The sequence below is a fragment of the Modestobacter sp. SYSU DS0904 genome (assembly GCF_054051115.1).
The window spans coordinates 1-26,011 of the sequence record NZ_JBJHAQ010000019.1 but is presented as its reverse complement, the minus strand read 5'-3'; the positions used below and the strand labels follow the sequence as shown (position 1 = coordinate 26,011).

At 75.2% G+C, this 26,011-nt stretch carries 23 protein-coding genes; 12 read left to right on the top strand and 11 right to left on the bottom strand.

Translation table 11 applies throughout. The features are described 5' to 3' along the window. The first annotated feature begins 45 nt into the window (after nucleotides 1–45). The 4 genes from ACI79U_RS13350 (at nucleotide 46) to ACI79U_RS13335 (ending at nucleotide 4,901) form a co-directional block, all read left to right on the top strand. Complete coding sequence (locus tag ACI79U_RS13350) at nucleotides 46–957, top strand: ABC transporter ATP-binding protein (RefSeq protein WP_457063683.1); 912 nt, start codon at nucleotides 46–48, stop codon at nucleotides 955–957. After that, on the top strand, nucleotides 954–1,757 hold the full coding sequence (locus ACI79U_RS13345; protein WP_457063680.1) for an ABC transporter permease: 804 nt from the start codon (nucleotides 954–956) through the stop codon (nucleotides 1,755–1,757). Before ACI79U_RS13350 ends, ACI79U_RS13345 begins: the two co-directional genes overlap by 4 nt. Nucleotides 1,758–1,949: 192 nt before the next feature. After that, nucleotides 1,950–3,026 carry an adenosine deaminase gene (locus ACI79U_RS13340; protein WP_457063678.1) on the top strand — a complete coding sequence of 359 codons (1,077 nt, stop codon included), beginning with the start codon at nucleotides 1,950–1,952 and terminating at the stop codon, nucleotides 3,024–3,026. Nucleotides 3,027–3,257: 231 nt separating this feature from the next. Then, nucleotides 3,258–4,901: a DEAD/DEAH box helicase gene (locus tag ACI79U_RS13335; protein ID WP_457063674.1), complete on the top strand. Its 1,644-nt coding sequence runs from the start codon at nucleotides 3,258–3,260 to the stop codon at nucleotides 4,899–4,901. A 64-nt stretch (nucleotides 4,902–4,965) separates the two neighbouring features. Here ACI79U_RS13335 and ACI79U_RS13330 read toward each other — a convergent pair whose 3' ends face one another. The 4 genes from ACI79U_RS13330 to deoC form a co-directional block, all read right to left on the bottom strand. After that, the gene (locus ACI79U_RS13330) at nucleotides 4,966–6,429 is read right to left on the bottom strand and encodes a hypothetical protein (protein WP_457063672.1); all 1,464 of its coding nucleotides are present in this window, start codon (nucleotides 6,427–6,429) and stop codon (nucleotides 4,966–4,968) included. 33 nt (nucleotides 6,430–6,462) lie between these two features. After that, complete coding sequence (locus tag ACI79U_RS13325) at nucleotides 6,463–7,329, bottom strand: aldehyde dehydrogenase family protein (RefSeq protein ID WP_457063670.1); 867 nt, start codon at nucleotides 7,327–7,329, stop codon at nucleotides 6,463–6,465. Between the two features lie 70 nt (nucleotides 7,330–7,399). Then, on the bottom strand, nucleotides 7,400–8,869 hold the full coding sequence (locus ACI79U_RS13320; protein ID WP_457063668.1) for an aldehyde dehydrogenase family protein: 1,470 nt from the start codon (nucleotides 8,867–8,869) through the stop codon (nucleotides 7,400–7,402). Continuing rightward, complete coding sequence (deoC, locus tag ACI79U_RS13315) at nucleotides 8,869–9,864, bottom strand: deoxyribose-phosphate aldolase (protein ID WP_457063666.1); 996 nt, start codon at nucleotides 9,862–9,864, stop codon at nucleotides 8,869–8,871. The genes ACI79U_RS13320 and deoC overlap by 1 nt, the downstream gene beginning before the upstream one ends. 205 nt (nucleotides 9,865–10,069) lie before the next feature. Between deoC and ACI79U_RS13310 the strand changes: the two genes are divergently transcribed. After that, a complete protein-coding gene (locus ACI79U_RS13310; RefSeq protein WP_457063664.1) occupies nucleotides 10,070–11,350 on the top strand; it encodes a DUF222 domain-containing protein in 1,281 nt (426 codons plus the stop codon). Between the two features lie 54 nt (nucleotides 11,351–11,404). Here the strand turns inward: ACI79U_RS13310 and ACI79U_RS13305 are convergent, their stop codons facing one another. From ACI79U_RS13305 to ACI79U_RS13295, 3 genes are all read right to left on the bottom strand, one after another. Next, nucleotides 11,405–11,824 carry a hypothetical protein gene (locus ACI79U_RS13305; protein WP_457063662.1) on the bottom strand — a complete coding sequence of 140 codons (420 nt, stop codon included), beginning with the start codon at nucleotides 11,822–11,824 and terminating at the stop codon, nucleotides 11,405–11,407. A 40-nt stretch (nucleotides 11,825–11,864) separates the two neighbouring features. Next, nucleotides 11,865–12,323, bottom strand: coding sequence for a GNAT family N-acetyltransferase (locus ACI79U_RS13300; RefSeq protein WP_457063659.1), 459 nt, complete (start codon nucleotides 12,321–12,323; stop codon nucleotides 11,865–11,867). A gap of 76 nt (nucleotides 12,324–12,399) precedes the next feature. Next, nucleotides 12,400–13,245, bottom strand: a complete 846-nt coding sequence (locus ACI79U_RS13295; protein ID WP_457063656.1) for an SDR family oxidoreductase — start codon at nucleotides 13,243–13,245, stop codon at nucleotides 12,400–12,402. Nucleotides 13,246–13,467: 222 nt separating this feature from the next. On the opposite strand from ACI79U_RS13295, the gene upp reads away from it, so the two are divergent. The 4 genes from upp to ACI79U_RS13275 all read left to right on the top strand — a co-directional run bounded on the left by upp (nucleotide 13,468) and on the right by ACI79U_RS13275 (nucleotide 15,934). Continuing rightward, nucleotides 13,468–14,091 (top strand): uracil phosphoribosyltransferase, encoded by a 624-nt coding sequence (upp, locus tag ACI79U_RS13290; RefSeq protein WP_457063653.1) that lies wholly within the window; start codon nucleotides 13,468–13,470, stop codon nucleotides 14,089–14,091. A gap of 13 nt (nucleotides 14,092–14,104) precedes the next feature. Then, the gene (locus ACI79U_RS13285) at nucleotides 14,105–14,980 is read left to right on the top strand and encodes a Gfo/Idh/MocA family protein (protein ID WP_457063651.1); all 876 of its coding nucleotides are present in this window, start codon (nucleotides 14,105–14,107) and stop codon (nucleotides 14,978–14,980) included. Continuing rightward, complete coding sequence (locus tag ACI79U_RS13280; RefSeq protein ID WP_457063649.1) at nucleotides 14,977–15,405, top strand: DUF805 domain-containing protein; 429 nt, start codon at nucleotides 14,977–14,979, stop codon at nucleotides 15,403–15,405. Before ACI79U_RS13285 ends, ACI79U_RS13280 begins: the two co-directional genes overlap by 4 nt. A 100-nt stretch (nucleotides 15,406–15,505) precedes the next feature. Beyond that, on the top strand, nucleotides 15,506–15,934 hold the full coding sequence (locus ACI79U_RS13275) for a DUF805 domain-containing protein (RefSeq protein WP_457063646.1): 429 nt from the start codon (nucleotides 15,506–15,508) through the stop codon (nucleotides 15,932–15,934). A gap of 34 nt (nucleotides 15,935–15,968) precedes the next feature. Here the strand turns inward: ACI79U_RS13275 and ACI79U_RS13270 are convergent, their stop codons facing one another. The 4 genes from ACI79U_RS13270 to ACI79U_RS13255 all read right to left on the bottom strand — a co-directional run bounded on the left by ACI79U_RS13270 (nucleotide 15,969) and on the right by ACI79U_RS13255 (nucleotide 21,485). Then, nucleotides 15,969–18,038, bottom strand: a complete 2,070-nt coding sequence (locus ACI79U_RS13270) for an acyltransferase family protein (protein WP_457063643.1) — start codon at nucleotides 18,036–18,038, stop codon at nucleotides 15,969–15,971. A gap of 128 nt (nucleotides 18,039–18,166) precedes the next feature. After that, nucleotides 18,167–19,804, bottom strand: coding sequence for a phospho-sugar mutase (locus ACI79U_RS13265; protein ID WP_457063641.1), 1,638 nt, complete (start codon nucleotides 19,802–19,804; stop codon nucleotides 18,167–18,169). Next, a complete protein-coding gene (locus ACI79U_RS13260; protein ID WP_457063638.1) occupies nucleotides 19,801–20,670 on the bottom strand; it encodes an NAD-dependent epimerase/dehydratase family protein in 870 nt (289 codons plus the stop codon). Before ACI79U_RS13260 ends, ACI79U_RS13265 begins: the two co-directional genes overlap by 4 nt. Further along, the gene (locus tag ACI79U_RS13255) at nucleotides 20,667–21,485 is read right to left on the bottom strand and encodes a purine-nucleoside phosphorylase (RefSeq protein ID WP_457063636.1); all 819 of its coding nucleotides are present in this window, start codon (nucleotides 21,483–21,485) and stop codon (nucleotides 20,667–20,669) included. The genes ACI79U_RS13260 and ACI79U_RS13255 overlap by 4 nt, the downstream gene beginning before the upstream one ends. Nucleotides 21,486–21,568: 83 nt before the next feature. Between ACI79U_RS13255 and ACI79U_RS13250 the strand changes: the two genes are divergently transcribed. From ACI79U_RS13250 to ACI79U_RS13240, 3 genes are all read left to right on the top strand, one after another. Next, entirely contained in the window at nucleotides 21,569–22,738 is a 1,170-nt protein-coding gene (locus ACI79U_RS13250) for a glutamate--cysteine ligase (protein ID WP_457063634.1), read from the top strand. After that, nucleotides 22,735–23,961, top strand: a complete 1,227-nt coding sequence (locus ACI79U_RS13245; protein WP_457063632.1) for an amidohydrolase — start codon at nucleotides 22,735–22,737, stop codon at nucleotides 23,959–23,961. The genes ACI79U_RS13250 and ACI79U_RS13245 overlap by 4 nt, the downstream gene beginning before the upstream one ends. 59 nt (nucleotides 23,962–24,020) lie before the next feature. Beyond that, nucleotides 24,021–26,011, top strand: a 1,991-nt coding sequence (locus ACI79U_RS13240) for a methylmalonyl-CoA mutase subunit beta (protein WP_457072803.1), incomplete at its 3' end; no start/stop codon positions are given.

Below are 26,011 nucleotides of genomic sequence, written 5' to 3'. Positions count from 1 at the left end.
GGCCCGCGCCCGGTCGCACAGGTGGGAGGAGGACACTGTCCCCTCGTGCAGAAGGACTCGCTCCTCCCCACCCCCGGCACGGGCGCGGCGGTGGTCACGGAGACGCCGCTCGACCCCGACGCCGCCATCTCGGTGCGGGGCCTGGTCAAGCGCTACGGCGAGCGCACGGCGGTGGACGGCCTGGACCTGGACATCCGGCGCGGGGAGATCTTCGCGCTGCTCGGCCCCAACGGCGCCGGCAAGACCACCACCGTCGAGGTGCTGGAGGGCTACCGCCGGCGCGACGGCGGTGAGGTCCGGGTGCTCGGCGTCGACCCGGCCGCCGGGGGGCGGGCCTGGAAGGGCGAGCTGGGCATCGTGCTGCAGTCCGGCGCGGGCGACAGCCAGCTGACCTGCCGGGAGCTGCTGCGCGCCCAGGCCTCGTACCACGCCGACCCCCGCGACCCCGACGAGGTGCTCGAGCTGGTCGGGCTCACCGAGAAGGCCGCCTCCCGCGGCCGCACCCTCTCCGGCGGCCAGCGCCGCCGGCTCGACGTCGCGCTGGGCATCGTCGGCCGCCCCCGGCTGCTGTTCCTGGACGAGCCGACCACCGGCTTCGACCCGGAGGCGCGCCGGCAGTTCTGGTCGCTCATCCGCTCGCTGCGCGACCTCGGCACCACGATGCTGCTCACCACCCACTACCTGGACGAGGCCGAGGAGCTGGCCGACCGGGTCGGGGTGATCGCCCACGGCCGGCTGGTCGAGGTCGCCGTGCCGGCCGAGCTGGGCGGGCGGGGCACGGCCCCCGCCGTCGTCAGCTGGACCGAGGCCGGCAGGCGGCGGGTGGCCGAGACCGCCACGCCGACGGCGTTCGTGGCCGAGCTCGCGGCCCGGTTCCCCGGCGAGGTGCCCGACCTGGCCGTCGCCCGCCCCACGCTCGAGGACGTCTACCTGAAGATGATCGGCGAACCCGCATGACCGCGACGACCGAACGCCGCCTCCCGTCGATCGGCAGCGTCTGCCGGACCCGGGCCGGGGTCGAGCTCAAGGAGTTCTTCCGGCAGCGTGAGTCCGTCGTCTTCACGCTGATGTTCCCGGTGATCCTGCTGCTGGTCTTCGGCGCGGTGCTCGACTACGACCTGGGCGCCGGGGTCAGCTTCACCCAGTACTTCATGGCCGGGGTGATCGCCGCCGGCATCCTCGGCGCCAGCCTGCAGAACATGGCGATCAGCATCGCCACCGAGCGGTCCGACGGCACGCTCAAGGGCCTGGCCGGCACGCCGATGCCCAAGAGCGCCTACTTCGTCGGCAAGGTCGTGCAGGTCCTCGTCGTCACCGTGGCGATCGTGGTGATCCTGCTGGTCATCGGGGTGGCGTTCTACGACGTCGCGCTGCCCTCCGGCGCCGACTGGCTCACCTTCCTCTGGGTCGCCGGACTCGGCTCGGCGGCCTGCACGCTGCTGGGCATCGCGGTCTCCAGCCTGGCCCGCAACGGCCGGTCGGCGTCGGCCACGGTCACCCCCATCGCGCTGGTGCTGCAGTTCATCTCCGGGGTGTTCTTCCAGTTCAGCGAGGTGCCCACCTGGCTGCAGACGATCGCCGCGCTGTTCCCGCTGAAGTGGATGGCGCAGGGGCTGCGGTCGGTCTTCCTCCCCGACGCCCTGGCCGCGCAGGAGCCGGCCGGCAGCTGGGAGCTCGGCCGGGTCGCGCTGGTGCTCGGGATCTGGTGCGTCGTCGGGCTGGTGCTGTGCGTGCGCACCTTCCGCTGGCAGAGCTGAGCCCGTGACATGGCGACCCTCCGGGCCGCACCGCGGCCAGGTGCCGTGCCCCGGTTGCACTGAGCCGTTCCCCGGGTCCTGGTCGGGAGCCTCCGGCCCCGCGACCCGGACCCGGACGCCCTGACGGGCGGAGTCCGTCCCCGTCCCCGGCTGGGCGGTGGCCCCCGTGTCGCGGTCGGTTACGTTCCACTCGTGCCTGCTGAGCTGACCGCCGAGAACCTCGTCCGTGCGCCGAAGGTGCTGCTGCACGACCACCTGGACGGCGGGCTGCGGCCGCAGACGGTGCTGGAGCTGGCCGACGAGGCCGGGTACCGCGGCCTGCCGGCGGACGAGCCCGCGGCGCTGGGCCGCTGGTTCCGCGAGGCCGCCGACTCGGGGTCGCTGCCGCGCTACCTGGAGACGTTCGCGCACACCGTCGCGGTGATGCAGCGGCCCGAGGCCGTGCACCGGGTCGCCCGGGAGGCCGCCCTCGACCTGGCCGCCGACGGCGTCGTCTACGCCGAGGTCCGGATGGCGCCCGAGCTGCTGACCGAGCAGGGCATGGCGCTGCCGGCCGTGGTGGAGGCGATGCTCGACGGCTACGCCCTGGGCAGCCGGGAGGCCGTGGCCGCCGGGACGCCGATCGTCGTCGGCACCCTGCTGTGCGCGATGCGGCAGGCCGACCGGTGGGTGGAGGTCGCCGAGCAGGTGGTCCGGTTCGCCGGCGCCGGCGTGGTCGGCTTCGACCTGGCCGGGCCCGAGGACGGCTTCCCGCCGGACCGCATCCCGGAGGCGATCGCGGTGCTGGACCGCGCCGGGGCGCACCGCACCGTGCACGCCGGGGAGGCCGCCGGGATCGGCTCGATCGTCGCCGCCCTCGACGGCGCCCGCGCCGAGCGGCTTGGCCACGGGGTGCGCATCGCCGACGAGGTGCCGGTCGACGGCCCGCTCGGCCCGGTGGCGCAGCGGGTCCGCGACGCGCAGGTGCCGCTGGAGGTCGCGCCGTCGTCCAACGTGCAGACCGGCGCCTACCCCTCGCTGGCCGACCACCCGGTCGACCGGCTGCACCGGGCCGGCTTCGCTGTGACCCTCAACACCGACAACCGGCTGATGAGCGGGGTCTCGGCGAGCAGCGAGCTGACCGCGGTGGTGGACACCTTCGGCTGGGGGTGGGACGACGTGCAGACGGTCGCCGAACGGGCCCTGACCGGCGCGTTCGTCGACCCGGCCGAGCGCGCCCGGCTGCTCACCGAGGTGGTCCGCCCGGGCTTCGCCGCCGTGCGCGGCTGACCCCCGGCCGGGGGAACCCGGGGCACCCGGGAATGCCGGCGGCCGTTCCGCTGCTAACCTGGACGTGCCGGTGAGTGTGCCGGTCATCCTCCCGGGCGGTCCTGCCCGGGCACAGCGCATCCGTGCAGATCACGCGTCATCGCAGACGGCGGCGATCACCAGTGTGGGCGCCGGTCACCCGGCGCCCGGCATCACCACGGGACGCGCACCGATCTGTATCGGAGTCCCCGCTTGTCCTCGTTCGACTCTGTCGACACCCGTACCACCCCTGAGAACACCTCCCTCGAGGCCCCGGCCGCAGACCTCCAGGTCACTGCGCCCGCCGCGGCCGAGGCGGCCCCCGAGCCCACCGGCCCGACCTTCGCCCAGCTGGGTCTGCCCCAGCCGCTGGTCACCGCGCTGGAGCGCAAGGGCATCCGCCACCCGTTCGCCATCCAGACCTCCGCGCTGCCGGACGCCCTCGCCGGGCGCGACGTGCTCGGCAAGGCCGCCACCGGCTCGGGCAAGACGCTCGCGTTCGGGCTGCCGCTGCTGGCCCGGCTCGGTGCCGACGCCCAGCAGGGCCGTCGCGCGCCGCGTGGCCTGATCCTGGTGCCGACCCGCGAGCTGGCCCAGCAGGTGCACGACAACCTGGCTCCGCTGGGGCAGTCCAACGGCGTCCAGCTGGCCGCCGTCTACGGCGGTGCCTCGATGTACCGCCAGATCCAGCAGCTGCGCCGTGGCGTCGACGTGCTCATCGCCACCCCCGGCCGGCTGCAGGACCTGATCAACCAGGGCGAGACGACCCTCTCCGAGGTCGTCGTCTCGGTCATCGACGAGGCCGACTTCATGTCCGACCTCGGCTTCCTGCCGGTGGTCAAGGAGCTGCTCGACCAGACCCGCCCCGACGGCCAGCGACTGCTGTTCTCGGCCACCCTGGACGGCGAGGTCGACACCCTGGTCCGCCGCTACCTGAAGAACCCGGCCCGGCACGAGGTCGCGAAGGCCGAGGACAGCGGCCCGCAGGCCGAGCACCTGGCCTACAGCGTGTCCTTCCCGGACAAGCTGAAGGTCACCGAGGCGATGGCCGCCCGTCCGGGCCGGATCATCATCTTCGTGCGGACCCAGCACGGCGCCGACCGGCTGGCCGGCAACCTGCAGGCCGTCGGCATCTCCGCCGAGCCGATCCACGGCGGGCTGCCGCAGTCCGCGCGGCGTCGGGCCCTGGAGGCCTTCACCGACGCCCGCAGCCCGGTGCTGGTGGCCACCGACGTCGCCGCGCGTGGCATCCACGTCGACGACGTGTCGCTGGTCCTGCACTACGACCCGCCGGCCGACCACAAGACCTACCTGCACCGCTCCGGCCGCACGGCGCGCGCCGGTGCCGCGGGTGTGGTCGTCTCCCTGCTGCTGCCCGACCAGGTGGGTCAGTCCAAGCGGCGGTTCCGCCAGGCCAAGATCGAGCCGCAGGTCACCCGGATCCGTCCGGGCGACGCCGCGATCAGCGATCTGGTCGCCGGTGGCACCTTCGTGGAGCCGATCGTCCGTCCGGTGCGCGAGTCGCGCCGTCCGGCCGGTGGCTCCGGCGGGCGTCGGCCCTCCGGTGAGCGCCCTGGCGGTTACCGCGGTGGCCCGCGTCGTCCCGCCGGCGACCGCGAGCGCACGTACGGAGACCGCCCCTCGGGCGAGCGCTCCTACGGCGATCGGGATCGCAGTGCGGCTGGCCGCCCCTCCGGCGACCGCGATCGTTCGTACGGAGACCGCCCCTCGGGCGAGCGCTCCTACGGCGATCGGGATCGTTCCGGCGGCGGTGACCGGCGCCCCGGTGGCTACCGCGGCTCCAGCGAGGGGCACCGCTCCGGCGGTCGGCCCTCGCGCCCGGCCCGCTCCTTCTAGGCCCAGCTGAACGACCAACGGCCGGCTCCCGCTCTGCGGGGGCCGGCCGTTGGTCGTTCCCGGGTTACTCGGGCTGCTCGCGGAAGCGCAGGACCCCGGTCACCTCGGTGACGACCTCGTCCCAGGTGCTCGCCAGCACGGCGGCGTCCGGGGCGGGCAGCGGCGCCGCCGGCTCGGACTCGCTGCGGGCGACGGCGCGACCCAGCGGGGTGTCCCCGGTGAGCAGCTCCTCGACCCGGGTGAGCCCCGCGTACTCGGCGAGGTCCCGCACACCCTCCACCGGCTGTTCCAGCACCTCGTGCTGGGCCAGCCCGCCCGCGCCGCCGGCGACCTCGCGCAGCACCTCGGCGAGGGCGGTCAGGTCGTAGCGGTCCTGGTCGGCCGGCAGCGGCAGGACGTCGGTGTCGGCCACCTCCGGCCAGGAGGCGATGCCGCTGAGGTCGTGGCGCTCGTCGGAGGCGCAGAAGCGGGCCAGCTCGACCGGGGAGGGGAAGAGGAACACCTGGCCGTCCCGGCCGAGGAACCGGGCGCGGTCCTCGACGTAGCAGCGCAGCGTCAGGCCGGCGCCCTCGGGGACGACCAGCTCGACGGGCAGGATGCCGACCGCCTCCCAGAACTCCTGGGCGGCGGCGACCGCGGCGGGGCTGGCGGTCAGCCGGCTGCCCCCGCGGATGGCCCGCGTGCCGGTGGTCGCCACGCCCGGTTCCGCGGCCGTGGAACCGGCCGGCTGGCGCTGGGCGCTCGCCCCGGCCGTGCGGGCGTCGTCGTCCTCGTCGAGCAGGTCGACGTCGTCGTCCTCGTCCTCGTCGTCCGGTTCCGCCGCGCGGGCCTCGGCCTCCTCGGCGGCCGAGGGGTAGTCGTCCGGGGAGACCCGGCCGGCGCCGGTCCAGTCCAGGTGGTCGTCGAGCTCCTCGAGCACGTCCTCCCAGAGCTCGTCGATCGCGGTGCCCAGCCGCAGCCAGGACTCCTCGCCGGTGCGGCCGAGGAACGCCTGCACGCCGAGGGGGAGCGCGGCCACCTCCGGGCGGGAGACCAGCTCGGCGACCGACTCGAACTCGGTCTCGTCGTCGTCGAGCACGTCGTCGTCGTCATCGGCGGTGTCGCAGCACTCGGCGATGCGGCCGACGACGTCGACGACGGCGGCCAGCTCGTCGACGGCCCAGCGGTCCGGGTTCTCCGCGACCACGTCGTAGACGCCGTCGAGGTCGAACCGGTGGTCCTCGTCGGGGGTCAGGTCGCCGGCGTCCAGCCCGGCCACGACCGGCCAGACCGGGTGGTCGGCGAGGTCGTGGTCGGTGCTGGTGCGGCAGAAGGCCGCGAGGGCGGCGGGGGAGGGGAACAGGTGGACGACGGCCTTGGTGACGCCGTCCTCAGGGTCGTCGTCGTTGAGGTCGGCGGGCACGTCGACCGTGCTGCCGAGGAACGCCTGCCACTCCTCGCCGTCCTCCTCCCAGGGGGGCGCCCAGAGCGTGTAGCCCGTGCGGTCGTCGAGGGTGAGTGCGATGGGGACGATGCTGGGCCTGGCCACCCGCCCATCCTGCCCGGTCGAGCGCGGCTGCGCTCACACCCCCATGGGATGCCACACCGACTTCGTCTCCAGGAAGGGTGTCATCCGGCCCAGACCGGGGTCCGCGGTCCAGTCCGGCTCCTCCGCGGAGGCCCGCAGGACACGCTTGATCGTGCCGGCGGCCGAGCGCTCCAGCTCCATCGCCAGCGGGTTGCGTGCGCCGGCCAGGTCGATCGCGTCGACGTCGGCGTGCTCGGCCAGCCAGGGCCCGATCTCCGCGGCGTCGCCGGTGAGCAGGTTGACCACGCCACCGGGGACGTCGGAGGTGGCGAGCACCTCGCCGAGGGTGATGGCCGGCAGCGGGCGCTCCTTCGCGGAGACGACGACGGCGGTGTTGCCGCCCGCGAGCACCGGCGCGAGCACGCTGACCAGGCCGAGCAGCGAGCTGCGCTGCGGGGCGAGGACGGCGACCACCCCGGTCGGCTCCGGGGTGGAGAAGCCGAAGTAGGGACCGGCGACCGGGTTGCTGCTGCCGAGCACGGCGGCGAGCTTGTCGGTCCACCCGGCGTACCAGACCCAGCGGTCGATGGCGGCGTCCACCGCCGCCCGCGCCTTGGCCGTCGAGATCCCCTCGCCGGCGGCCACCTCCTCGGTGAACTGGGCCGCGCGGCCCTCCATCACCTCGGCGACCCGGTAGAGCACCTGGCCGCGGTTGTAGGCGGTGGCGCCGGACCACTTGCCGAACGCGCCGCGGGCGGCGACGACGGCGTCCCGGGCGTCCTTGCGGGAGGCCCAGGCGGCGTTGGCCAGGAAGTGGCCCTTGGCGTCGTGCACCTCGTAGGTGCGGCCGGACTCCGAGCGGGGGAACGCCCCGCCCAGGTACAGCTTGTAGGTCTTGCGCACGGTCAGCCGATCACTCACTTGCACTCCTCGCTGGCGCTCGTCGGGCGCGTTCGCGTCGCCGTGTCCATGCATGAGCTCGCAAGCTCGCTCATCGAGCGTCTCCCGTCGAGAGGTAGGCGGCCAGGCCCTGCCGGCCGCCCTCCCGGCCGTAGCCGGACTGCTTGTAGCCGCCGAACGGCGAGGTCGGGTCGAGCTCGTTGAAGGTGTTGGCCCACACCACGCCGGCCCGCAGCTGGTCGGCGATCTTCAGGATCCGGGAGCCCTTCTCCGACCAGATGCCGGCCGACAGCCCGTAGGTGCTGTTGTTGGCCTTCGCCACCGCCTCGTCGGGGGTGCGGAAGGTGAGCACGGACAGCACCGGCCCGAAGACCTCGTCACGGGCGATCCGGTGCGCCGCCGAGACGCCGGTGAAGATCGTCGGGGGGAACCAGAACCCGCGGTCGGGGAGGTCGCACACCGGCTGCCAGCGCTGGGCCCCCTCGGCCTCGCCGATCTCCGACAGCTCCCGGATCCGGGCCAGCTGCTCGGCCGAGTTGATCGCGCCCAGGTCGGTGTTCTTGTCCAGCGGATCGCCCACCCGCAGCGTGCCGATCCGCCGCTGCAGCGCCGCGACCACCTCGTCGTGCACCGACTCCTGCACCAGCAGCCGGGAACCCGCGCAGCAGACGTGGCCCTGGTTGAAGAAGATGCCGCGGACGATGCCCTCGACGGCCTGGTCGACCGGGGCGTCGTCGAAGACGATGTTGGCGGCCTTGCCGCCCAGTTCCAGGGTGAGCCGCTTGCCGGTGCCGGCGACCGAGCGGGCGATCTCCCGGCCGACCTCGGTGGAGCCGGTGAAGGCCACCTTGTCGACGTCGGGGTGGGCGACCACGGCGCGGCCGGTCTGGCCGGCGCCGGTCACGATGTTGACCACGCCGGGCGGCAGGTCGGCCTGCTGGCACACCTCGGCGAACAGCAGCGCGGTCAGCGGGGTGGTCTCCGCGGGCTTGAGGACCACGGTGTTGCCCGCCGCCAGCGCCGGGGCGACCTTCCACGCCAGCATCAGCAGCGGGAAGTTCCACGGGATGACCTGACCGGCCACGCCGAGCGGCCGCGGGGCCGGGCCGAGGCCCGCGTGCTCCAGCTTGTCGGCCCAGCCCGCGTGGTAGAAGAAGTGCGCCGCGGCCAGCGGGACGTCGACGTCCCGGCTCTCCCGGATCGGCTTGCCGTTGTCCAGGCTCTCCAGGACGGCGAACTCCCGCGCCCGCTCCTGCAGCAGCCGGGCGATGCGGAACAGGTACTTGCCCCGGTCGGCCGGGCGCATCGGCCCCCAGACCCGGGTGAAGGCGCGGCGGGCGGCGCGGACGGCGCGGTCGACGTCCTCCTCGGTGCCGACGGCGACCTCGCTCAGCACCTCCTCGGTGGCCGGGTTGACCGTCTTCAGCGGTGTGCCGGTGCCCTCGGTGAACTCACCGTCGACGAACAGCCCGTAGCTGGGCTTCAGGTCGACGATCGAGCGGGACTCCGGTGCCGGCGCGTACTCGAAGGGGCTCGAGGCGGGCTGGGTGGGGGATGACATCAGTCCACGCTCACGTGGTCGGGGCCGGAGTAGTGGCCGGTGCGGAGCTTCTGGCGCTGCAGGAGCAGGTCGTTGAGCAGGCTGGAGGCGCCGAGGCGGAACCAGTCCGGGGACAGCCAGTCGGGCCCGGCGGTCTCGTTGACCAGCACCAGGTGCTTGACGGCGTCCTTCGTGGTCCGGATGCCGCCGGCGGGCTTGACGCCGACCTGGCGGCCGGTGGCGGCGCGGAAGTCGCGGACCGCCTCCATCATCACCAGGCAGACCGGCAGGGTGGCGGCGGGGGAGACCTTCCCGGTGGAGGTCTTGATGAAGTCGCCGCCGGCGAGCATCGCCAGCCAGGAGGCGCGGCGGACGGCGTCCAGGGTGACCAGCTCGCCGGTCTCCAGGATGACCTTCAGGTGCGCGGGGCCGCAGGCCTCCTTCACCGCGACGATCTCCTCGAAGACGTCGAGGTAGCGGCCGGAGAGGAACGCCCCGCGGTCGATGACCATGTCGATCTCGTCGGCGCCGTTCGCGACGGCGTCCTCCACGTCGGCGATCTTGACCCGCCGGCTGGCGCGGCCGCTGGGGAAGGCGGTGGCGACGGCGGCGACGTTGATGTCGGTGCCCGCCAGCGCCTCCTTCGCCACGCCCGCGAGGTCGCCGTAGACGCAGACCGCGGCGACCGACGGGCAGGTGAGGTCCTCCGGGTCGGGACGGCGGGCCTTGGCGGCCAGGCTGCGCACCTTCCCGGGGGTGTCGGCGCCCTCGAGGGTGGTCAGGTCGACCATCGAGATCGCGGTGTCGATCGCCCAGGCCTTCGCGGTGCTCTTGATCGAGCGGGTGCCGAGCACGGCGACCCGCTGCTGCGCGCCCACCTGGTCGACGCCGGGGAGTCCGTGGAGGAAGGCGCGGATGGCGTCGTCCGAGCGGGTCACGTCGGCGAACGGGTCGGGTGGGGTGCCCGGGGCGCCGCCGGACCCGGCCAGCGCGTTCGGGTCGAGCACGTGGGTCATGCCGGGCATTCTCCACTGCGTACCGACAGGTCTCCGGTGCTCACTCTCGCGCGGTGCCCCGGACGGGTGTCAGAGCCGGCGCCGGCCGCCTGTCAAGCGGTTGATTGGATCTGTGCACAAGCGCCTGAGCTGCGGATTCGGCTGGTCCGGTGGTCCGGATCCCGCTAGACTTAGAACACATGTTCGAATCGGTGGGGAGGTGTCCGTGAGCGGCTCGACGACGCTGGACGCCGATCCGGATGTGCTTGCTCCGAACGTGGTTGCGGAGTTGCCGGCGGTGGGCCTGGGCGAGCTGGGCGCGGCGTTGGACGCGCTGGCTGGTTCGGGATTGCACGGGTTGTCCGACGGTCAGGTGCTCGACCGGACCGCCTTCTTGGTGAAGCTGGTCAATCGCGCATCGGCGGAGTTGACGCGCACAGTGCGGCACGCGGAGGTGACCCAGGCCGCGGAGCGCGATGGGTTGAAGTCGACGCGGTCGTGGTTGATCGGGCACGTGCGCGTGGCGCCGGCCGAGGCGTCGCGGATCGTGCGGGCCGGTCGGGTGCTGGAGTCCTTCCCGGTGCTGGCAGCGGGGTTCGCCGCGGGTGCGGTGAGCGCGGCGCAGGTGAACGTGGTGGCGGAGAAGGTCGGCCCCGGTGAGGTCGCGAAGGCCGCGGAGCAGGGCATCGACCTGGGCGCCTTCGACCAGGTCTGGTCGCAGGTGGCGGCCGAGTCGCCGCACCAGTCGTTGGTCGCTGCGGTGCAGGCATTCGAAGAGGCGCTGGACCCCGACGGCCCGGAGCCCGATCCCACCGAGGGCCGGCGGCTGAGCCTGGTCCGGCATGCCGATGGTTCGGGCAGTGGCCGGTTTGATGCGGATGCCGTGGGGTTCGAGAAGGTACGGGCGGCGATCGAGTCGATCGTGCAGGCCAACCGGCCGAAGGGCGACACCCGCACCCGCGCGCAGCAGCAGGCCGATGCGCTGATCCAGCTGTGCGACAACGCCCTGGCCGCCGGTGGCCTGCCGACGCTGCGCACGGAGAAGCCGCACGTGGTGCTGGGGATCGACGTCGAGGACCTGGTTGACCCCGCCACGGGCCCGGGGGCCGGGCAGACCGGGTTCGGGGCGAGCATCTCCGCCGCCCGGGCGCGGTGGCTGGCCTGTGACGCGGTGGTCTCGCGCATCGTGATGGGCCCCGACGGCGAGCCACTGGACCTGGGCCGCAAGCACCGGGTGGTCACCCCCGCCCTGCGCCGCGCGGTCGTCGCGCGGGACAGGACCTGCATGTTCACCGGGTGCGGCGCCCCGCACTGGTGGGCCGACGTGCACCACCTCATCCACTGGCTCCACGGCGGCGAGACCAACCTGAAGAACTCGGCGCTGTTGTGCGAGCGCCACCACACCAAGGTCCACCACGGGTTCCGGGTCGAGCGACAACCCGACGGCCGTTGGCGCACCTGGCGCCCCGACGGCACCGAGATCCTCCTCGGACCACCGCTCACCTGACGTTGCCGGCTGTGCCGCCGACGGCCCCGGCTGTGCTGCCGAGGGCTGCCGTTGTCAGCGCTGGCTGCAACCGGTGAGCGGTGGGACGACGCCGAGGAGGTACCGCTCGTCGTCGGGCACCACCTGCCAGGCGAGACAGGTCCCGCGGCCGGCTGGGTCGGCCACCACGATCACGTCAGCCCGGCCGGAGCTCTCGACCACGGCCTCCAGACCGCTGCCGGCGGAGGGGAGCGAGGCGAAGAGCTGCTCGGCGTAGTCCGCCGGGGCGTCGTCGACCACCAGTGCCTGGAACGTGTCGGCGTCCCGCTGCGCGAGCGACGAGGCGACCTGCGTGGCCAGGGCGTCGACCGAGGCTGCTCCGGGCTCCGGCACGGTGGCGATCTCGATCGCCACGAAGGTGACCCAGCTGCAGAAGGCGAGGACCCCGACCGTCGCCAGTGCACGGCCAGTGGGACTGCGTGGTGCTCGGACCATGTCGCCACCCTGCCCGTTCGGCCGGCGCGTGGCGCGGGGTTCAGCCCAGATCCTTCCCCAGGTGCACGATCTCCAGCCCGGGGCGCAGCTCCTCCCGCCGGGTCTCGGCGTATCCGTGGCGGCGGTACAGCCGCAGGTTGGCTTCGCTCCGGGACCCGGTGAACAGCGTGGCGCGGGCACAGGAGGTGCCGGCCTCCGCGGCCACCAGCAGCCGGCTGCCGATCCCGAGCCCCTGCTGGTCCGGTGCCACCACCAGTCGGCCGACGTGCAGCAGTCGGCTGTCCTCCCGGGTTCGGACGGCCCCGACCAGTCGTGCACCGGACCAGGCGGCCACGCACGCGCTGGCGGCCAACTCGACGGTCAGCTCGTCGAGGGTCTGCGTCAGCGCCGGCAGGCGGACGTCGTCGTACAGCTGCGCCTCGCTCACGTACGCCGCGCGCTGCAACGTCAGCAGCTCCCCGGTCGCGGACGACGGAAGCGGCCCGACGGTCACGGGCATCGACACCACGTCGCGATGCGCCCTGCCGGCCCACCCCGCACCCGCCGGCCAGGGGCTCGCGGAGCCCGACCGGCCGTCATCGCCGGGCCCGCAGCACCTGCTCCATCGACCGCGCCGGGTGGCCGGTGAGCTCGGCGACGTGATCGGTGACGCCGGCCAGCGAACCGTCCGCGATCGCGGTGTAGGTCGACACCCAGGCCTCGACCTGCCAGTCCGGCGCACCGTAGGACGCCCGGGAGGCGTAGGCCTCGTCGAGGGTCTCCGGGACGTAGCGGGCTGCGGTGCCGGTGACCGCGCTGATCGTGGCGGCCACCTCGTGGAGCGTCAGCGCCTCGGGTCCGGTCAGCGACCAGGTCCGGCCGGCGTGCGGAACCGGGTCGCGGAGGACAGCGACCGCGGCGTCCGCGATGTCGTCCCGGGCCACGGCAGCCACCCGGCCGTCCTCGGCCGGCCCGCGGATCGCGCCGTCCGGACCGACGAACTCCACCAGCGAGTCCAGGTACAGCTGATCGCGGAGGAACGTGGCCGGCAGCCCGATCTCGCGCGCGTGCTGCTCGGTCGCCCAGTGGTCGCGGGCCAGGGTGAACGTCGCGTCCGGCGCGGCGCTCTCGAAGGACGTGTAGACCAGGTGCTCCACCCCGGCCTCCACCGCCGCGTCGAGGAAGGTGCGGTGCTGGTCGACCCGGTCGGCGGTCTCCGAGGCCGACACCATCAGCACGACCGACACGCCGGCGAGCGCATCGCGCACCGCCCCGCGGTCGCCGTACGGCGCCCGGGCGACGGTCGCCCCGGGGAGCTGCGGCGCGCGGGAGGGGTCGCGGACCAGCAGCTGCTGGCGCACCCCGGCGTCGGCCAGCAGCCGAGCGACGCGGCCGCCGAGGTGGCCGGTGGACCCGGTGACGGCGATCGGGGCAGCGGGCATGGTCGGACTCCAGGGTGTTCGAGACGGACGCCGCCCGGTTCGACGGTCGGCCGGGGCGCGACGAGGCCGACCCTGCCAGCGGTGCGCCGGTCTGTCGCGCGGTGGACCTGCTGGGGCCCGGTGCCGGTGGTGCGCAGCGGGACCCGGACCACCAGCCGGCCGCGAGGTCACCGCCCGGCTCAGCTGCCGGCGGTGAACCGGGGGGCCGATACGGTGTGCGCCGTGCAGCTGACCGTCGTCGACCACCCGATCGCCCGCGCCCGCCTGTCCCGGATGCGGGACGAGCGCACGGACAACGCCGCGTTCCGCGCCGCCCTGCGCGAGCTGACCCAGATGCTGGTCTACGAGGCCACCCGTGACCTCGAGATCGCCGAGGAGTCGATCACCACCCCGGTCACCGACACCATCGGCTACCGGCTGGCCGGTCCGCCGCTGATCGTCCCGGTGCTCCGCGCCGGCCTCGGCATGGCCGACACCGCCCACGGGATGCTGCCGGAGTCCCAGATGGGCTTCGTCGGCCTCGCCCGCAACGAGGTCACCTTCCAGCCGGAGGCCTACATGGCCTCGCTGCCGGAGTCGCTCGTCGGCCGGTCGGTCTTCGTCCTCGACCCGATGCTGGCCACCGGTGGCTCGCTGGTGCACTGCTGCACCCTGCTCACCGACCGCGGCTGCACCGACATCACCGTGCTGTGCGTGCTCGCCGCCCCCGAGGGCCTCGAGCGGCTGGAGAGCAGCGGCCTGCCGCTGCGCGTCTTCACCGCCAGCATCGACCAGGGCCTGGACGAGAACGCCTACATCGTCCCCGGCCTCGGCGACGCGGGCGACCGCCAGTTCGGCGCCGTCTGACATGCGGTTCGGGGTGCTCGGCACCGGTCACTGGGCGCGCACGGTGCACGCCGCCTCCCTGGCGGAGCACCCCGGCGCCGAGCTCGTCGGTGTCTGGGGCCGCGACCTGGCCAAGGCCAAGGCGGTGGGGGCGGAGTTCGACGTCGCCGGCACCGACGACCTCGACGCGCTGCTCGCCGACGTCGACGCGGTCAGCTTCGCCGTCCCGCCCGACGTGCAGGTGCCGCTGGCCGAGCGCGCCGCCGCCGCGGGCCGGCACCTGCTCCTGGAGAAGCCGGTCGGGCTGACGCTCGACGCCGCCGAGCGGGTGGTCGCGGCGGTCGAGACCGCCGGCGTCGCCTCGGTCGTCTTCTTCACCAACCGCTTCCGGACGGCGACCTCCACCTGGCTGCAGGAGGCGAGCCGCACCACGCTGGCCGGCGGCGCGGTCACCTGGCTCGGCTCGCTGGCCGGCGGGCCCTTCGACTCCGCCTGGCGCCGGCAGCACGGCGCCCTGTGGGACGTCGGCCCGCACGCGCTCGCCCTCCTCGTCCCGACGCTCGGGCCGGTGCGCACCGTGCAGGCCGGCGCCGGGCAGGGCGACACCGTGCACCTGGTCCTCGGCCACGACGAGGGCCGGGCCAGCACCGTCACGCTGTCGCACACCGCCGCGGGGCTGTCCTCGGGCATCGACGTGTGGGTGCACGGCGACGCCGGCCGGCTGGTGCTGCTGCCGGAGTCCGACACCGCGGTCGCCGCGCACCGGGTCGCCGTCGACGAGCTGCAGGCCGCTGCCCTCACCGGCGGCGCCCACCCGTGCGACGCGGCCTTCGGCCGGGACGTCGTCCGGGTGCTCGAGGCCGCCCAGCAGGCCCTGGCCAGCGGCTGCCGGGAGACCGTCAGCGCGTGAGCGGCAACGACGGCCGGGCCGGCCCCACCGCCTGGTACGTCCCCACCGGGCGGATCCGGCGCAGCGACTGGTGGCTGCGCTACGTGCTGCTGTTCGCGCTGATCGGCGTCGCCGCGTCGGTCGTGGACGCCCACTGGTTCCCCGGCAGCTGGCCGCGGTTCACCGACCGCCCGGACCAGGCCGACGTCGCCGACCTGGTGTGGTTCTTCCCCGAGGAGGGCGGGCCGGTCACCGCCGTCACCGCCCTGCTGCTGGCCGTGCCGAACGTCGCCTCGACCGTGACCCGCCTGCACGACCGCGACCACTCGGCCTGGTGGCTGCTGTGGGCGCTGGTGCCGGGGATCGGCTGGCTGGTCCTGCTGGTCACCTGCGGTTTCCTGGGCACCCAGCCGCGGCCCAACCGGTACGGGCCGCCGCCGACCTGAGCGTGTCACCCCGCCGGGGGACAGACCCGACCCCGCGTGACCGTCATGATGGGCCGCCGGCCGCCCCGGGCGGCTCGGTCCGCGACGACGGTGAGGTGCTGTGGAGTTCGCCCGGTGGTACGTGTCCCGCGGCCGGATCAGCCGCCGCACCTACTGGCTTGCGTACGTCCTGCCCATCCTCGTGCTCACCGTTCTGGCGATGTCGGCGGACTTCGCGTTCGGCTTCAGCGAGGTCACCAGCACCACCACGACGGCGACGAGCGTCAGCGCGGAGTTCAGCCCGGGGATCGTCCTGCCGGTGGTCTGGCTGGTGCTCCTCGTGCCGTCGATCTCCTCGAACGTGACCCGTCTGCACGACCGGGGGCACTCGGCCTGGTGGCTGCTGATCGGGCTGATCCCGCTGGTGGGCGGCCTGGTCCTGCTGGTTCAGCTCGGGTTCCTGCCCGGGGAGGAGCGCACCAACGACTACGGCCCGCCCCCGGCCGGTGAGCGGGTGCCGGAGCCGGACTACCCGCTGAGCTACCGCTGACCGGAGCGGCCCGCACGCCGCATGGGCGGGCGGGTCACCAGCCGATCGTCGTGCGGAGCCGTTCCTCGAGCAGCGGCGCGATGCTGCGCATGTAGGTGGCGGTCACGTGCCCGCCGTCGAGGTGGACGCGCACGTTGCCGACGAGCGGTGGGCAGGTGGTGTCGGTGCAGAACCAGTCACTGGTGTCCACGAGGTGCACTCCCGGTGGCAGCTCCGGGGCGGCGGTCTCCAGCAGGCCCTCGGTGTAGGCGGCGGAGCGGGCCAGCTCGCACTGCGTGGCCGTGTCACCCCAGCGCGCGGTGCAGTCGGGGACGTCCTCCACGTGCCGGGGGGTGTCCCGCATAGCCAGCACCGTGATCCCTGCCTCGGCGAGCTGCTCCCAGGCCGCGACGAAGCCCGCGGGCAGGTACTCCTCCTCGGGGCCGTACCCGGTCCGGGTGCCCAGCGTGACCACCAGGTCCGGCTCCAGTGACCTGATCCGGTCGACCAGGTGCGAGCGCCAGGCCGCGCACTCCTCGTAGCCCGGCCAGCCCTCCTGGATGAACTCGGACTCCGTCGACAGGTTGCAGCCGCCGCGGACGATCGAGTGCAGCTGCCAGGAGCGGTCGGTGGCGAGGGCGGCCAGCGGGGGCAGCCACTGGGCGGCGTGCGAGTCACCGACGACCACGATGCGCCGCTCGGCGTCGTCCGGGCCCAGCACGCACACGTCGGTCTCGGCGGGCACCGGGTCGGCGGCGAACTGCTCGGTCGTGCACCGGGCGCCGTCCAGGGTGGGCCAGTCGTCCCGGATCACGGTCAGCGACGGCAGGGGCTCCACCCCGGTCAGTCCACCGGTGGCCGGCACCGCCCCGCGCAGCGCGAGCGCACCCGGGTATGACGGGTGCTCGGCCAGCTGGGCCAGCTGGCCGGCCTGCCGGTCGAGCCAGGCGGTGAAACCGACCCCCGCGGTCAGCAGCGGCAGGGTGCACGCGGTCACCACGGCGAGCGCCAGCCCGGGGCGCCAGGCGCGCAGCCGGGTGGTGGCGGGCAGCTCGACCACCCGGTGGGTCAGGTCGGCCAGCACCACCGACGCGACGATCACCGCGGCGGCGCCGCCGGGCGTCGGGGCATCGCGGTCGGCGTGCACCAGGTAGAGCACCAGCACCGGCCAGTGCCACAGGTAGAGGGCGTAGGACCGCTGCCCCAGCCAGGCGGCGAACGGCCGGGACAGCAGCCGGTGGACCCCGGCCCGCCCTCCGCCACCGCCGGCGAGGAGGACGGCGACGGCGCAGGCCACCGGCCACGCGGCCGCCCAGCCGGGGAACAGGTGGGCGCCGTCGAGCACCGCGCCACAGGCGATCAGCGCGAGGACCCCGCCCCAACCCAGCACGAGGGCGGTACGGGGTCCGGGCCGCACCGCCGCGAGCAGCAGGGCCACCAGCGCGCCCACGCCCAGCTCCCACAGCCGGGGCAGCGTCGAGAAGTAGGCCACCTGCTGGTCGGCCCGGGTGCTGATCACCGACCAGGCGAACGAGGCGGCCGTGACGGCGGCCACGGCGGCGACCGCGACCGGCCGCCCCAGGTGCCCGCCGCCGGCCCGCCGCAGGAGGAACGCCCCGGCGGCCACCACCAGCGGGACGACCAGCAGCACCTGCACCTGGATGGACAGCGACCAGAAGTGCTGCACCGGGCTGGCGGTGGCGTTGCTGGCGCTGTAGTCGACCGCCTCCTGCACCAGGCGGTGGTTCTCGGTGAAGGTGACCGCGGAGACCAGGTGCGTGGCGACCTCCCGCCAGCGCGTGGGTGGCATCACCACCGCCGCGGCGACGGCGGTGACGGCCAGCACCAGCAGCGCGGTGGGCAGCAGCCGGGTCACCGTCCGGCTGATCGTCGCCAGCGGGCGCACGCGGCCGTCCCGCCGGAACTGCCCGCTCAGCGTGAGGACGAGGAAGAAGCCGGTGAGCACCAGGAAGACGTCGACGCCGCCGGAGACCCGGCCGCTGAAGACGTGGTAGCCCACGACCAGCGTGACCGCCAGGGCGCGGAGCCCGTCGACCTCCGGGCGGCGGGCCGTCCGGCCCGGCGTCGTGCCCGGTGGGGCCGTGGTCTGGTCGAGAACGGACAAGAGGCCTTCCAGGGGCTGGGCGCGGACGTGAGTCCGCCAGGGTGGCACGTCCGGCTGTGCGCTGCCCTCGCCCCCGGGGGTGAGACGGGGGGCGCCTGGCGGTCGGGGACCGGCGGCGGGACGGCCGGCTACAGCCCCAGCGCGGCGGACATCTCGGTGCGCAGCCGGTCCAGCTCCGCCGCGGCGCGCTCCCGGGCGGCGGGCACCCCGGCGGCGTCGGCCACCGGGACGACGGTCTCCAGGTAGGCCTTGAGCTTGGGCTCGGTGCCGCTGGGCCGCACGACCACCCGGACGCCGTCCCCGGTCAGCCGCACCGCGTCGACCGGCGGGTCGGCGTCCGCCAGGTCGCGGGCCTCGATGTCCCGGCCGAGCAGCTGCGCCGGGGGCCGGGCGCGCAACCGGGCCATCGCCCCGGCGATGACCGACAGGTCCTCCACCCGCACCGACAGCGGCCCGGTGGCGAACAGCCCGTGCTCCACCGCCAGCTCGTCGAGCCGGTCGGTCAGCGTGCGCCCGTCGGCGCGCAGCTCGGCGGCGAGCAGCGCCACCGCCAGCGCCGCGGAGATGCCGTCCTTGTCGTGCGCCACGCCGGGCGTCACCGCGTAGCCGAGCGCCTCCTCGTAGCCGAACACCAGCGGCGCCCCGGCCGAACCGGCCCGGATGATCCACTTGAACCCGGTCGGGGTCTGCTCGAACGGCACCCCGTGCGCGCCGGCCAGCGCACCGAGCAGCGACCCGCTGACCAGTGAGTTGGCGTAGGTGCCGCGTACGCCCCGGCGCAGCAGCCAGTCGCCCAGCAGCACGCCGACCTCGTCACCGGTCAGCTGGCGCCCACCGACGACCACCGAGCAGCGGTCGGCGTCCGGGTCCTCGGCGATCGCGACGTCGGCACCGGCCTGCTCGGCGCGGGCGATCAGCAGGTCGACCGCGCCCGGCTCCTCCGGGTTGGGGAAGGCGACGGTCGGGAAGGCCGGGTCGGGCAGGTCCTGCTGCGGCACGGTGTGCAGCGGCCCGAAGCCGGCCGCCTCGAACACCCGGCGGGTGGTGGCCGAGCCGACGCCGTGCATCGCGGTGTAGGCGACGGTGAGCCGTTGCCGGTCGGCCAGCGCCACCCGGCCGGGCTCCAGCGCGTCGACGACCGCGGCCACGTAGTCGGCCTCCACGTCGTCGGAGCAGGTGAACCAGTCGTCGCCGCGCGGCAGCGCGCGCAGCGACCCCACGGCGGCGATCGCCGCCTCGATCTCCCGGTCGGCCGGCGGCACCAGCTGCGCGCCGTCGCCCAGGTAGACCTTGTAGCCGTTGTCCTGCGGCGGGTTGTGGCTCGCGGTCACCATGATCCCGGCGACCGCGCCGAGGTGCCGGACGGCGAAGGACAGCACCGGGGTGGGCAGCGGCCGGGGCAGCACCTGGACGGCGAACCCGGCACCGGTGAGCACCTCGGCGGACAGCCGGGCGAACTCGTCGGAGCGGCGCCGGGCGTCGTAGCCGATCACCACCCCGCCGCCGGCGTGCCCGGCCTCGCGCAGCCAGGCCCCCAGGCCGGCGGCCGCGCGGGTGACCACCGCGGCGTTCATCCCGGCCGGCCCGGCCCGCAGCGGGCCGCGCAGCCCGGCGGTGCCGAAGGTGAGCGGGCCGGCGAAGCGGCGGGCCAGCTCGTCGGTGTCGGCCGCCTCGATCAGCGCGGCGATCTCGGCGCGGTCGCCGTCGTGCGGGTCGTCGTCGGCCCAGTCGCGGGCGGTGGTCAGCACGCCGGGGGAGTGGGTCACCGGGGTCCTCCACTGCTCGGCTGGGCCGGCCCCGTCTGCGCCGCGACGACGTCGGCGTCGAGGTCCGGCAGGGTGTACTCCCCGCCGACCCGGCCGTGCACCGGGTCGCGGGGGTCGGGCTCGCCGTGCACCTCCAGCAACGCCGGGGCGTACGTCTCCGCGTCGTCCTGGGGTGCGTACCCCAGCGCGCGGGCGGCGGTCAGGTCCCACCAGCCGCGGGTGTTGGCCGACACGCCCCAGACCACGCGGAAGCCGGGGGACGGCGTGCGCAGCGCCGCGTCGAACAACCGCACGGTGTCACCCGGGGACAGCCAGGTGGACAGCTGGCGGACCGTCGTCGGCCGCGGGAAGGCGCTGCCGATCCGCAGGCAGACGACGTCGAGGCCGTACCGGTCGGCGTAGAGCGAGCCCAGCGCCTCCATGGTCACCTTCGCGACGCCGTAGAACGTGTCCGGCCGTGGCGGAGCCGCGGCCTCGGTGAGGAGCCCGTGGGCCGGCCGGGGGGTGAAGCCGCTCGCGTGGTTGCTGCTGGCGAGCACGACGCGGCCGACCCCGGCCCGGCGGGCGGCCTCGAGCACGGCGTGGGTGGTCTCGATGTGCGACCGCTCGATCGCCTCCCAGGTCGACTCGCCCAGCACGCCGGCGAGGTGGACGACCGCGCCGGCGCCGTCAGCCGCCGCGGCGACGGCGGCGAGGTCGGCGGCGTCGGCGACCAGGTGCTCCTCCCCGGGCCGTGGCTCCGGCACCGGGACGACGTCCAGGCAGCGCAGCGCCCAGCCGTGCTCGGGCAGGCCGCCGCGCAGCACGCTGCCGATCCCGCCGGCGGCCCCGGTCACCAGCACCGGCCCGCTGGAGGACGCGGTCACGAGCTCCGCCCGATCAGCTGCACGAGGAACTCCCCGAGCCGGCCGGCCGCGGCCTTGCCCGCCGCCAGGACCTCCAGGTGGTCCAGCGCCTCGCCGGTGATCCCGGCCGCGGCGTTGGTGACCATCGACAGCCCGACGACCTCCATGCCGGCGGCCCGGGCGGCGATCGCCTCCAGCGCCGTCGACATGCCGACCAGGTCGGCGCCGAGGGTGGTGAGCATCCGGATCTCGGCCGGGGTCTCGAAGTGCGGGCCGGGCAGGGCGGCGTAGACGCCCTCGGTCAGCGACGGGTCGATCTCCTTCGCCAGCGCCCGCAGCCGGGCGGAGTAGAGGTCGGTGAGGTCGACGAAGGTGGCGCCGACCAGCGGCGAGCGCGCCGTCAGGTTCAGGTGGTCGCTGATCAGCACCGCCTGGCCGACCCGGTGCTCGGGCCGCAGGCCGCCGGCGGCGTTGGTGAGCACGACGGTGCGCACCCCGGCGGCGGCGGCGGTGCGGATCCCGTGCACCACCGGCTCGACCCCGCGGCCCTCGTACAGGTGGGTGCGGCCCAGGAACAGCAGCACCTTGCGGTCACCCACCCGCACCGAGCGGATCTCCCCGCCGTGGCCGGTGACGGTGGGGGCGGCGAAGCCGGGGAGATCGCCGATGGCGACGGCGGCCAGCGTCTCGCCGAACGCGTCGGCGGCCGGTGCCCAGCCCGACCCCATGACGACGGCGACGTCGTGGTCACCGCCGACGGCGGCGGTCAGCTGCTCGGCGGCCCGGGCGGCCAGCGCGGTGGGATCGGACGGGAGTGCTGCGGTGGGCTCGCTCACCTGCGCGAGCATAGGGACCGGGTCGGACACCGCACCCGCTCGCACGACCGGCGGCCCGCCCACCCCGCTCCTAGACTCGCGGGGTGCAGATCCCCTTCCACTCGTCCGAGCGCGCCTCCCTGGGAGTGGAGTGGGAACTCCAGCTGGTCGACCGCCAGACCGGCGAGCTGACCTCCGGCGCCACCGAGATCCTGGCCGAGATCACCCCCGAGGGGCTCGAGGAGCACCCGAAGGCCAAGCACGAGCTGCTGCAGTCGACGGTGGAGGTCATCACCGGGATCTGCAGCACCGTCGCCGAGGCCAAGGCCGACCTCGCGGGCACCCTCGCCGAGGTCGTCGCCGCGGCCGACCGGCGCGGCCTGGACCTGATGTGCGCGGGCAGCCACCCGTACACCCGGTGGGACACCCAGGAGATCTCGCCCAAGGAGCGGTACGCCGAGCTCGTCGAGCGGATGCAGTGGCCGGCCCGGCGGCTGCAGATCTTCGGCGTCCACGTGCACGTGGGCGTGCGCTCGCCGGACAAGGCGATGCCGATCGTCAACGCGCTGCTGCAGTACGTGCCGCACTTCCTGGCGCTGTCCGCGTCGTCCCCGTTCTGGTCCGGCTGCGACACCGGCCTGGCCTCGGTGCGCACCAAGGTCTTCGAGGGCATGCCGACCGCCGGCCTGCCCTACCAGCTCACCGACTGGGCCGGATTCGAGGAGTACATGGGCACGCTGGTCGCCGCCGGCGCGATCGAGAGCGTCCGCGAGGTGTGGTGGGACGTGCGGCCGCACCCGGACTTCGGCACCGTCGAGCTGCGGATCTGCGACGGGCTGCCCACCCTCGACGAGATCGGCGCGGTCGCCGCCCTGGCCCAGTGCCTGGTCGAGCAGCTGGACACCCAGCTCGACCGCGGCTACACCCTGCCCACCCCGGCCGGCTGGATCGTCCGGGAGAACAAGTGGCGCGCGGTCCGCTACGGCCTGGACGCCTCGATCGTCGTCGACGAGCAGGGCACCGTGGCGCCGGTCCGGGAGGCGCTGGACGAGCTGGTCGAGGAGCTGCTGCCCACCGCCCGCAAGCTGGACTGCGAGGCCGAGCTGCTCGACGTCCGGCGAGTGCTGGCCACCGGCGCCTCCTACCAGCGGCAGCGCGCGGTCGCCGCGGCGCACGGCGGCGACCTGCACCCGGTCGTCGACAGCCTGGTGGCCGAGCTGCGCGACGGCCTGCCCACCCCCGAAGGCCTGACGGCCGCCGGGGAGCCGCGGTGAGCGAGGCCCGACCCCGGGACGACGCCGGCGCCCAGCTGGACCGCTGGGCCCGGGACCACCAGCCGGAGCTGGTCGCCGTCCGCCGGCACCTGCACGCCCACCCCGAGCTGGGGTTCGCCGAGCACGAGACGACCGCCCACCTGGAGCAGCGGCTGACCGCGGCCGGGCTGCGCCCCCGGCGGCTGCGCACCGGCACCGGCCTGGTCTGCGACGTGCCCGGCGACCCCGACGGCCCGGTCGTCGTGCTGCGCGCCGACATCGACGCCCTGCCGCTGGCCGACCTCAAGGACGTGCCCTACCGCTCCACCCGCGAGGGGCTCTGCCACGCCTGCGGGCACGACGTGCACACCACCGTGCTGCTCGGCGTCGCGCTGGCCCTCGCCGCCCAGGGCCGGCTGCCCGGCACCGTCCGCTGCGTCTTCCAGCCGGCCGAGGAGCAGGTGCCCGGCGGCGGCCTGGAGGTCGTCGACGAGGGCGTGCTGGCCGGCGCCACCCGGGCGTTCGCGCTGCACTGCGACCCCTCGCTGCCGGTCGGTCAGGTGGGCCTGCGCACCGGGGCGATCACCGCCGCCTGCGACCGGGTCGAGGTCACCCTGACCGGGCCGGGCGGGCACACCGCCCGCCCGCAGCTCACCGTCGACCTGGTGCACGCGCTGGGCCGGGTGGTCACCGAGGTGCCCGGCCTGCTCTCCCGGCTGGTCGACCCGCGGTCGAGCCTGTCGCTGGTGTGGGGGTCGGTGAGCGCCGGCGTCGCGGCGAACGCCATCCCGCAGACCGGCGCGCTCCGCGGCACGCTGCGGGTGCTGGACCGCTCGGTGTGGAACGAGGCGGAGGACCTGGTCCGCCGGCTGGTCACCGAGGTGGCCACCGGCTCCGGCGCCGGGGTGTCGATCGAGTACGTGCGCGGCGTCCCCCCGGTGGTCAACGACCCGCGAAGCGTCGCGCTGCTGCGCGGGGCCGCGATCGAGACCGTGGGCGGCGACGGCGTCGTGCTGTCCCCGCAGAGCATGGGCGGGGAGGACTTCGGCTGGTTCGCCGAGGTGCTGCCGATCGCGCTGGCCCGGCTGGGCACGCACGGCGGAGGGGCGCCGCTCGACCTGCACCGCGGCACCTTCGACGTCGACGAGCAGGCGATCGGCGTCGGCATCCGGCTGCTGGGCCGCACCGCGCTGCACGCCCTCGCGGCCGACGCCGCCGTCCCCGTGGGTGACCCGGCCCGGTAGATCGTGTAGAGCTTGGGTCGACGCGTGCTGTGCCACACCCGAGAGGCGGGGACCCGACGATGAGCTCTCCCGACCAGCAGGCGGGTCGCCCGGCCGGGCCGCCCCCCGCCGAGCCGGAGACACCCGAGGAGCTCGCCCTCGCCGCGGGTTTCCCGGACGCCACCCGGGAGCAGTGGCGGGAGCTGGTCGCCGGGGTGCTGCGCAAGTCCGGGGCCGGCGAGCTGCCCGACCCGGTCGAGGACGCGCTGCGGCAGACCGTGGCCACCGGGGTGTCGGTCGCGCCGCTGTACACCGCCGAGGACGTCGCCGACCTGCCGGCCGCCGTCGGGGTGCCCGGGCTGCCGCCGTTCGTCCGCGGGTCCCGGGTCGCCTCGGTGCCCGCCGCCGACGGCGAGCTCACCGTGCCCGGCGGCTGGGACGTCCGGCAGCGGCACGCCGACCCCGACGTCGCGCGGACCCGGGAGGCGATCGCCGCCGACCTGGAGAACGGCGTCACCTCGCTCTGGCTGGTGCTGGGCGGGGGCGCCGTCCCGGTCGAGGCGCTCGGGGAGGTGCTCGCCGACGTCTACCTGGACCTCGCCCCGGTGACGTTGCAAGGCGGCGCGGCCGCGGCGGAGGCGTTCCTGGCGCTGGTCGAGGGGCGCACGGACAGCGGCCTGGTGCCGGCCCCCGGCGGCTCGCTGGGGCTGGACCCGCTGGGCGTGCAGGCGGCCACGGGGGAGCAGCAGGACCTCACCGGCCTGGCCGCGCTGGCCCGCCGCGCGCCCGCGGGCTGGCGCACCGTCGTCGCCGACGGCACCGTGTTCGCCGACGCGGGCGGGTCGGTGGTGGAGGAGCTGGGCTGCGCGATCGCCGCCGGGGTGGCCTACCTGCGCGCGCTCACCGAGGGCGGGCTGGGCGTCGAGGACGCGTTCGGCCAGCTGGAGTTCCGGCTCTCCGCCGGGGTCGACCAGTTCACCACCATCGCCGCGCTGCGCGCCGCGCGCCGGCTGTGGCACCGGGTGGGCGAGGCCAGCGGGGTGGCCGCCGGGCACCGGGCGATGCGCCAGCACGCGGTCACCTCGAGCGTGATGATCACCCGGCACGGTGCGGCGGTGAACATGCTGCGGACGACGGTCGCCTGCTTCGCCGCGGGTGTCGGCGGCGCCGACGTCGTCACCGTGCAACCGTTCGACGCCGCGCTGGGCCTGCCCGACGCGTTCGCCCGGCGGATCGCCCGCAACACCCAGACCCTGCTGCTGGAGGAGGGGTCCGTGGGCCGGGTCCTCGATCCGGCCGGCGGTTCCTGGTACGTCGAGGCGCTGACCGAGTCGGTCGCCCAGGCCGCCTGGGCCTGGTTCACCGAGGTGGAGCGGGCCGGCGGGCTGCCCGCCGCGCTGGCCTCCGGGCTGGTCGGTGATCGGATCGACACCGCCTGGTCGGCCCGGCAGGACCGCGTCGCCCACCGCACCGACGCGGTCACCGGCGTCACCGAGTTCCCGGACCCCGCGGAGGTGCGGCCGAGCCGCCGGCCGGACCCGGGGCGGCCGCCGTCCGGGCCGGGCGGGCTGCCCCGGGTGCGCACCGCGGAGCGGTTCGAGGCGCTGCGCGACGCCGTCGAGGCCACCGAGCCCCGGCCGGGGGTGTACCTGGCCACGCTCGGCCCGGTCGCCCGGCACACCGCCCGCGCCGGCTTCGCCACCAACCTGTTCGCCGCCGGCGGGCTGCGGACGCCGTCCGGCGACGGCGCCGCCGGGTTCGCCGGGGCGGGGACGACGGTGGCCTGCATCTGCGGCACCGACCGCGACTACGCCGAGTCCGGCGCCGCCCTCGCCGAGGAGCTCCGGGCGGCCGGTGCGACCCAGGTGTGGCTGGCCGGCACCGCCGACGTCGCCGGCGTCGACGGCCACCTGTCCACCGGCTGCGACGCCCTCGCGGTGCTGACCACCGTCCTGGACCAGTTGGGCATCGATCCGCGGGGGGGGGGGGGGGGGGGGGGCGCGGGTGGGGCGGGCGGGGGGGGGTGCGGGTGGCCCGGCGGGAGGAGGTGGGGGCGGCGGGCTCGGCGGCG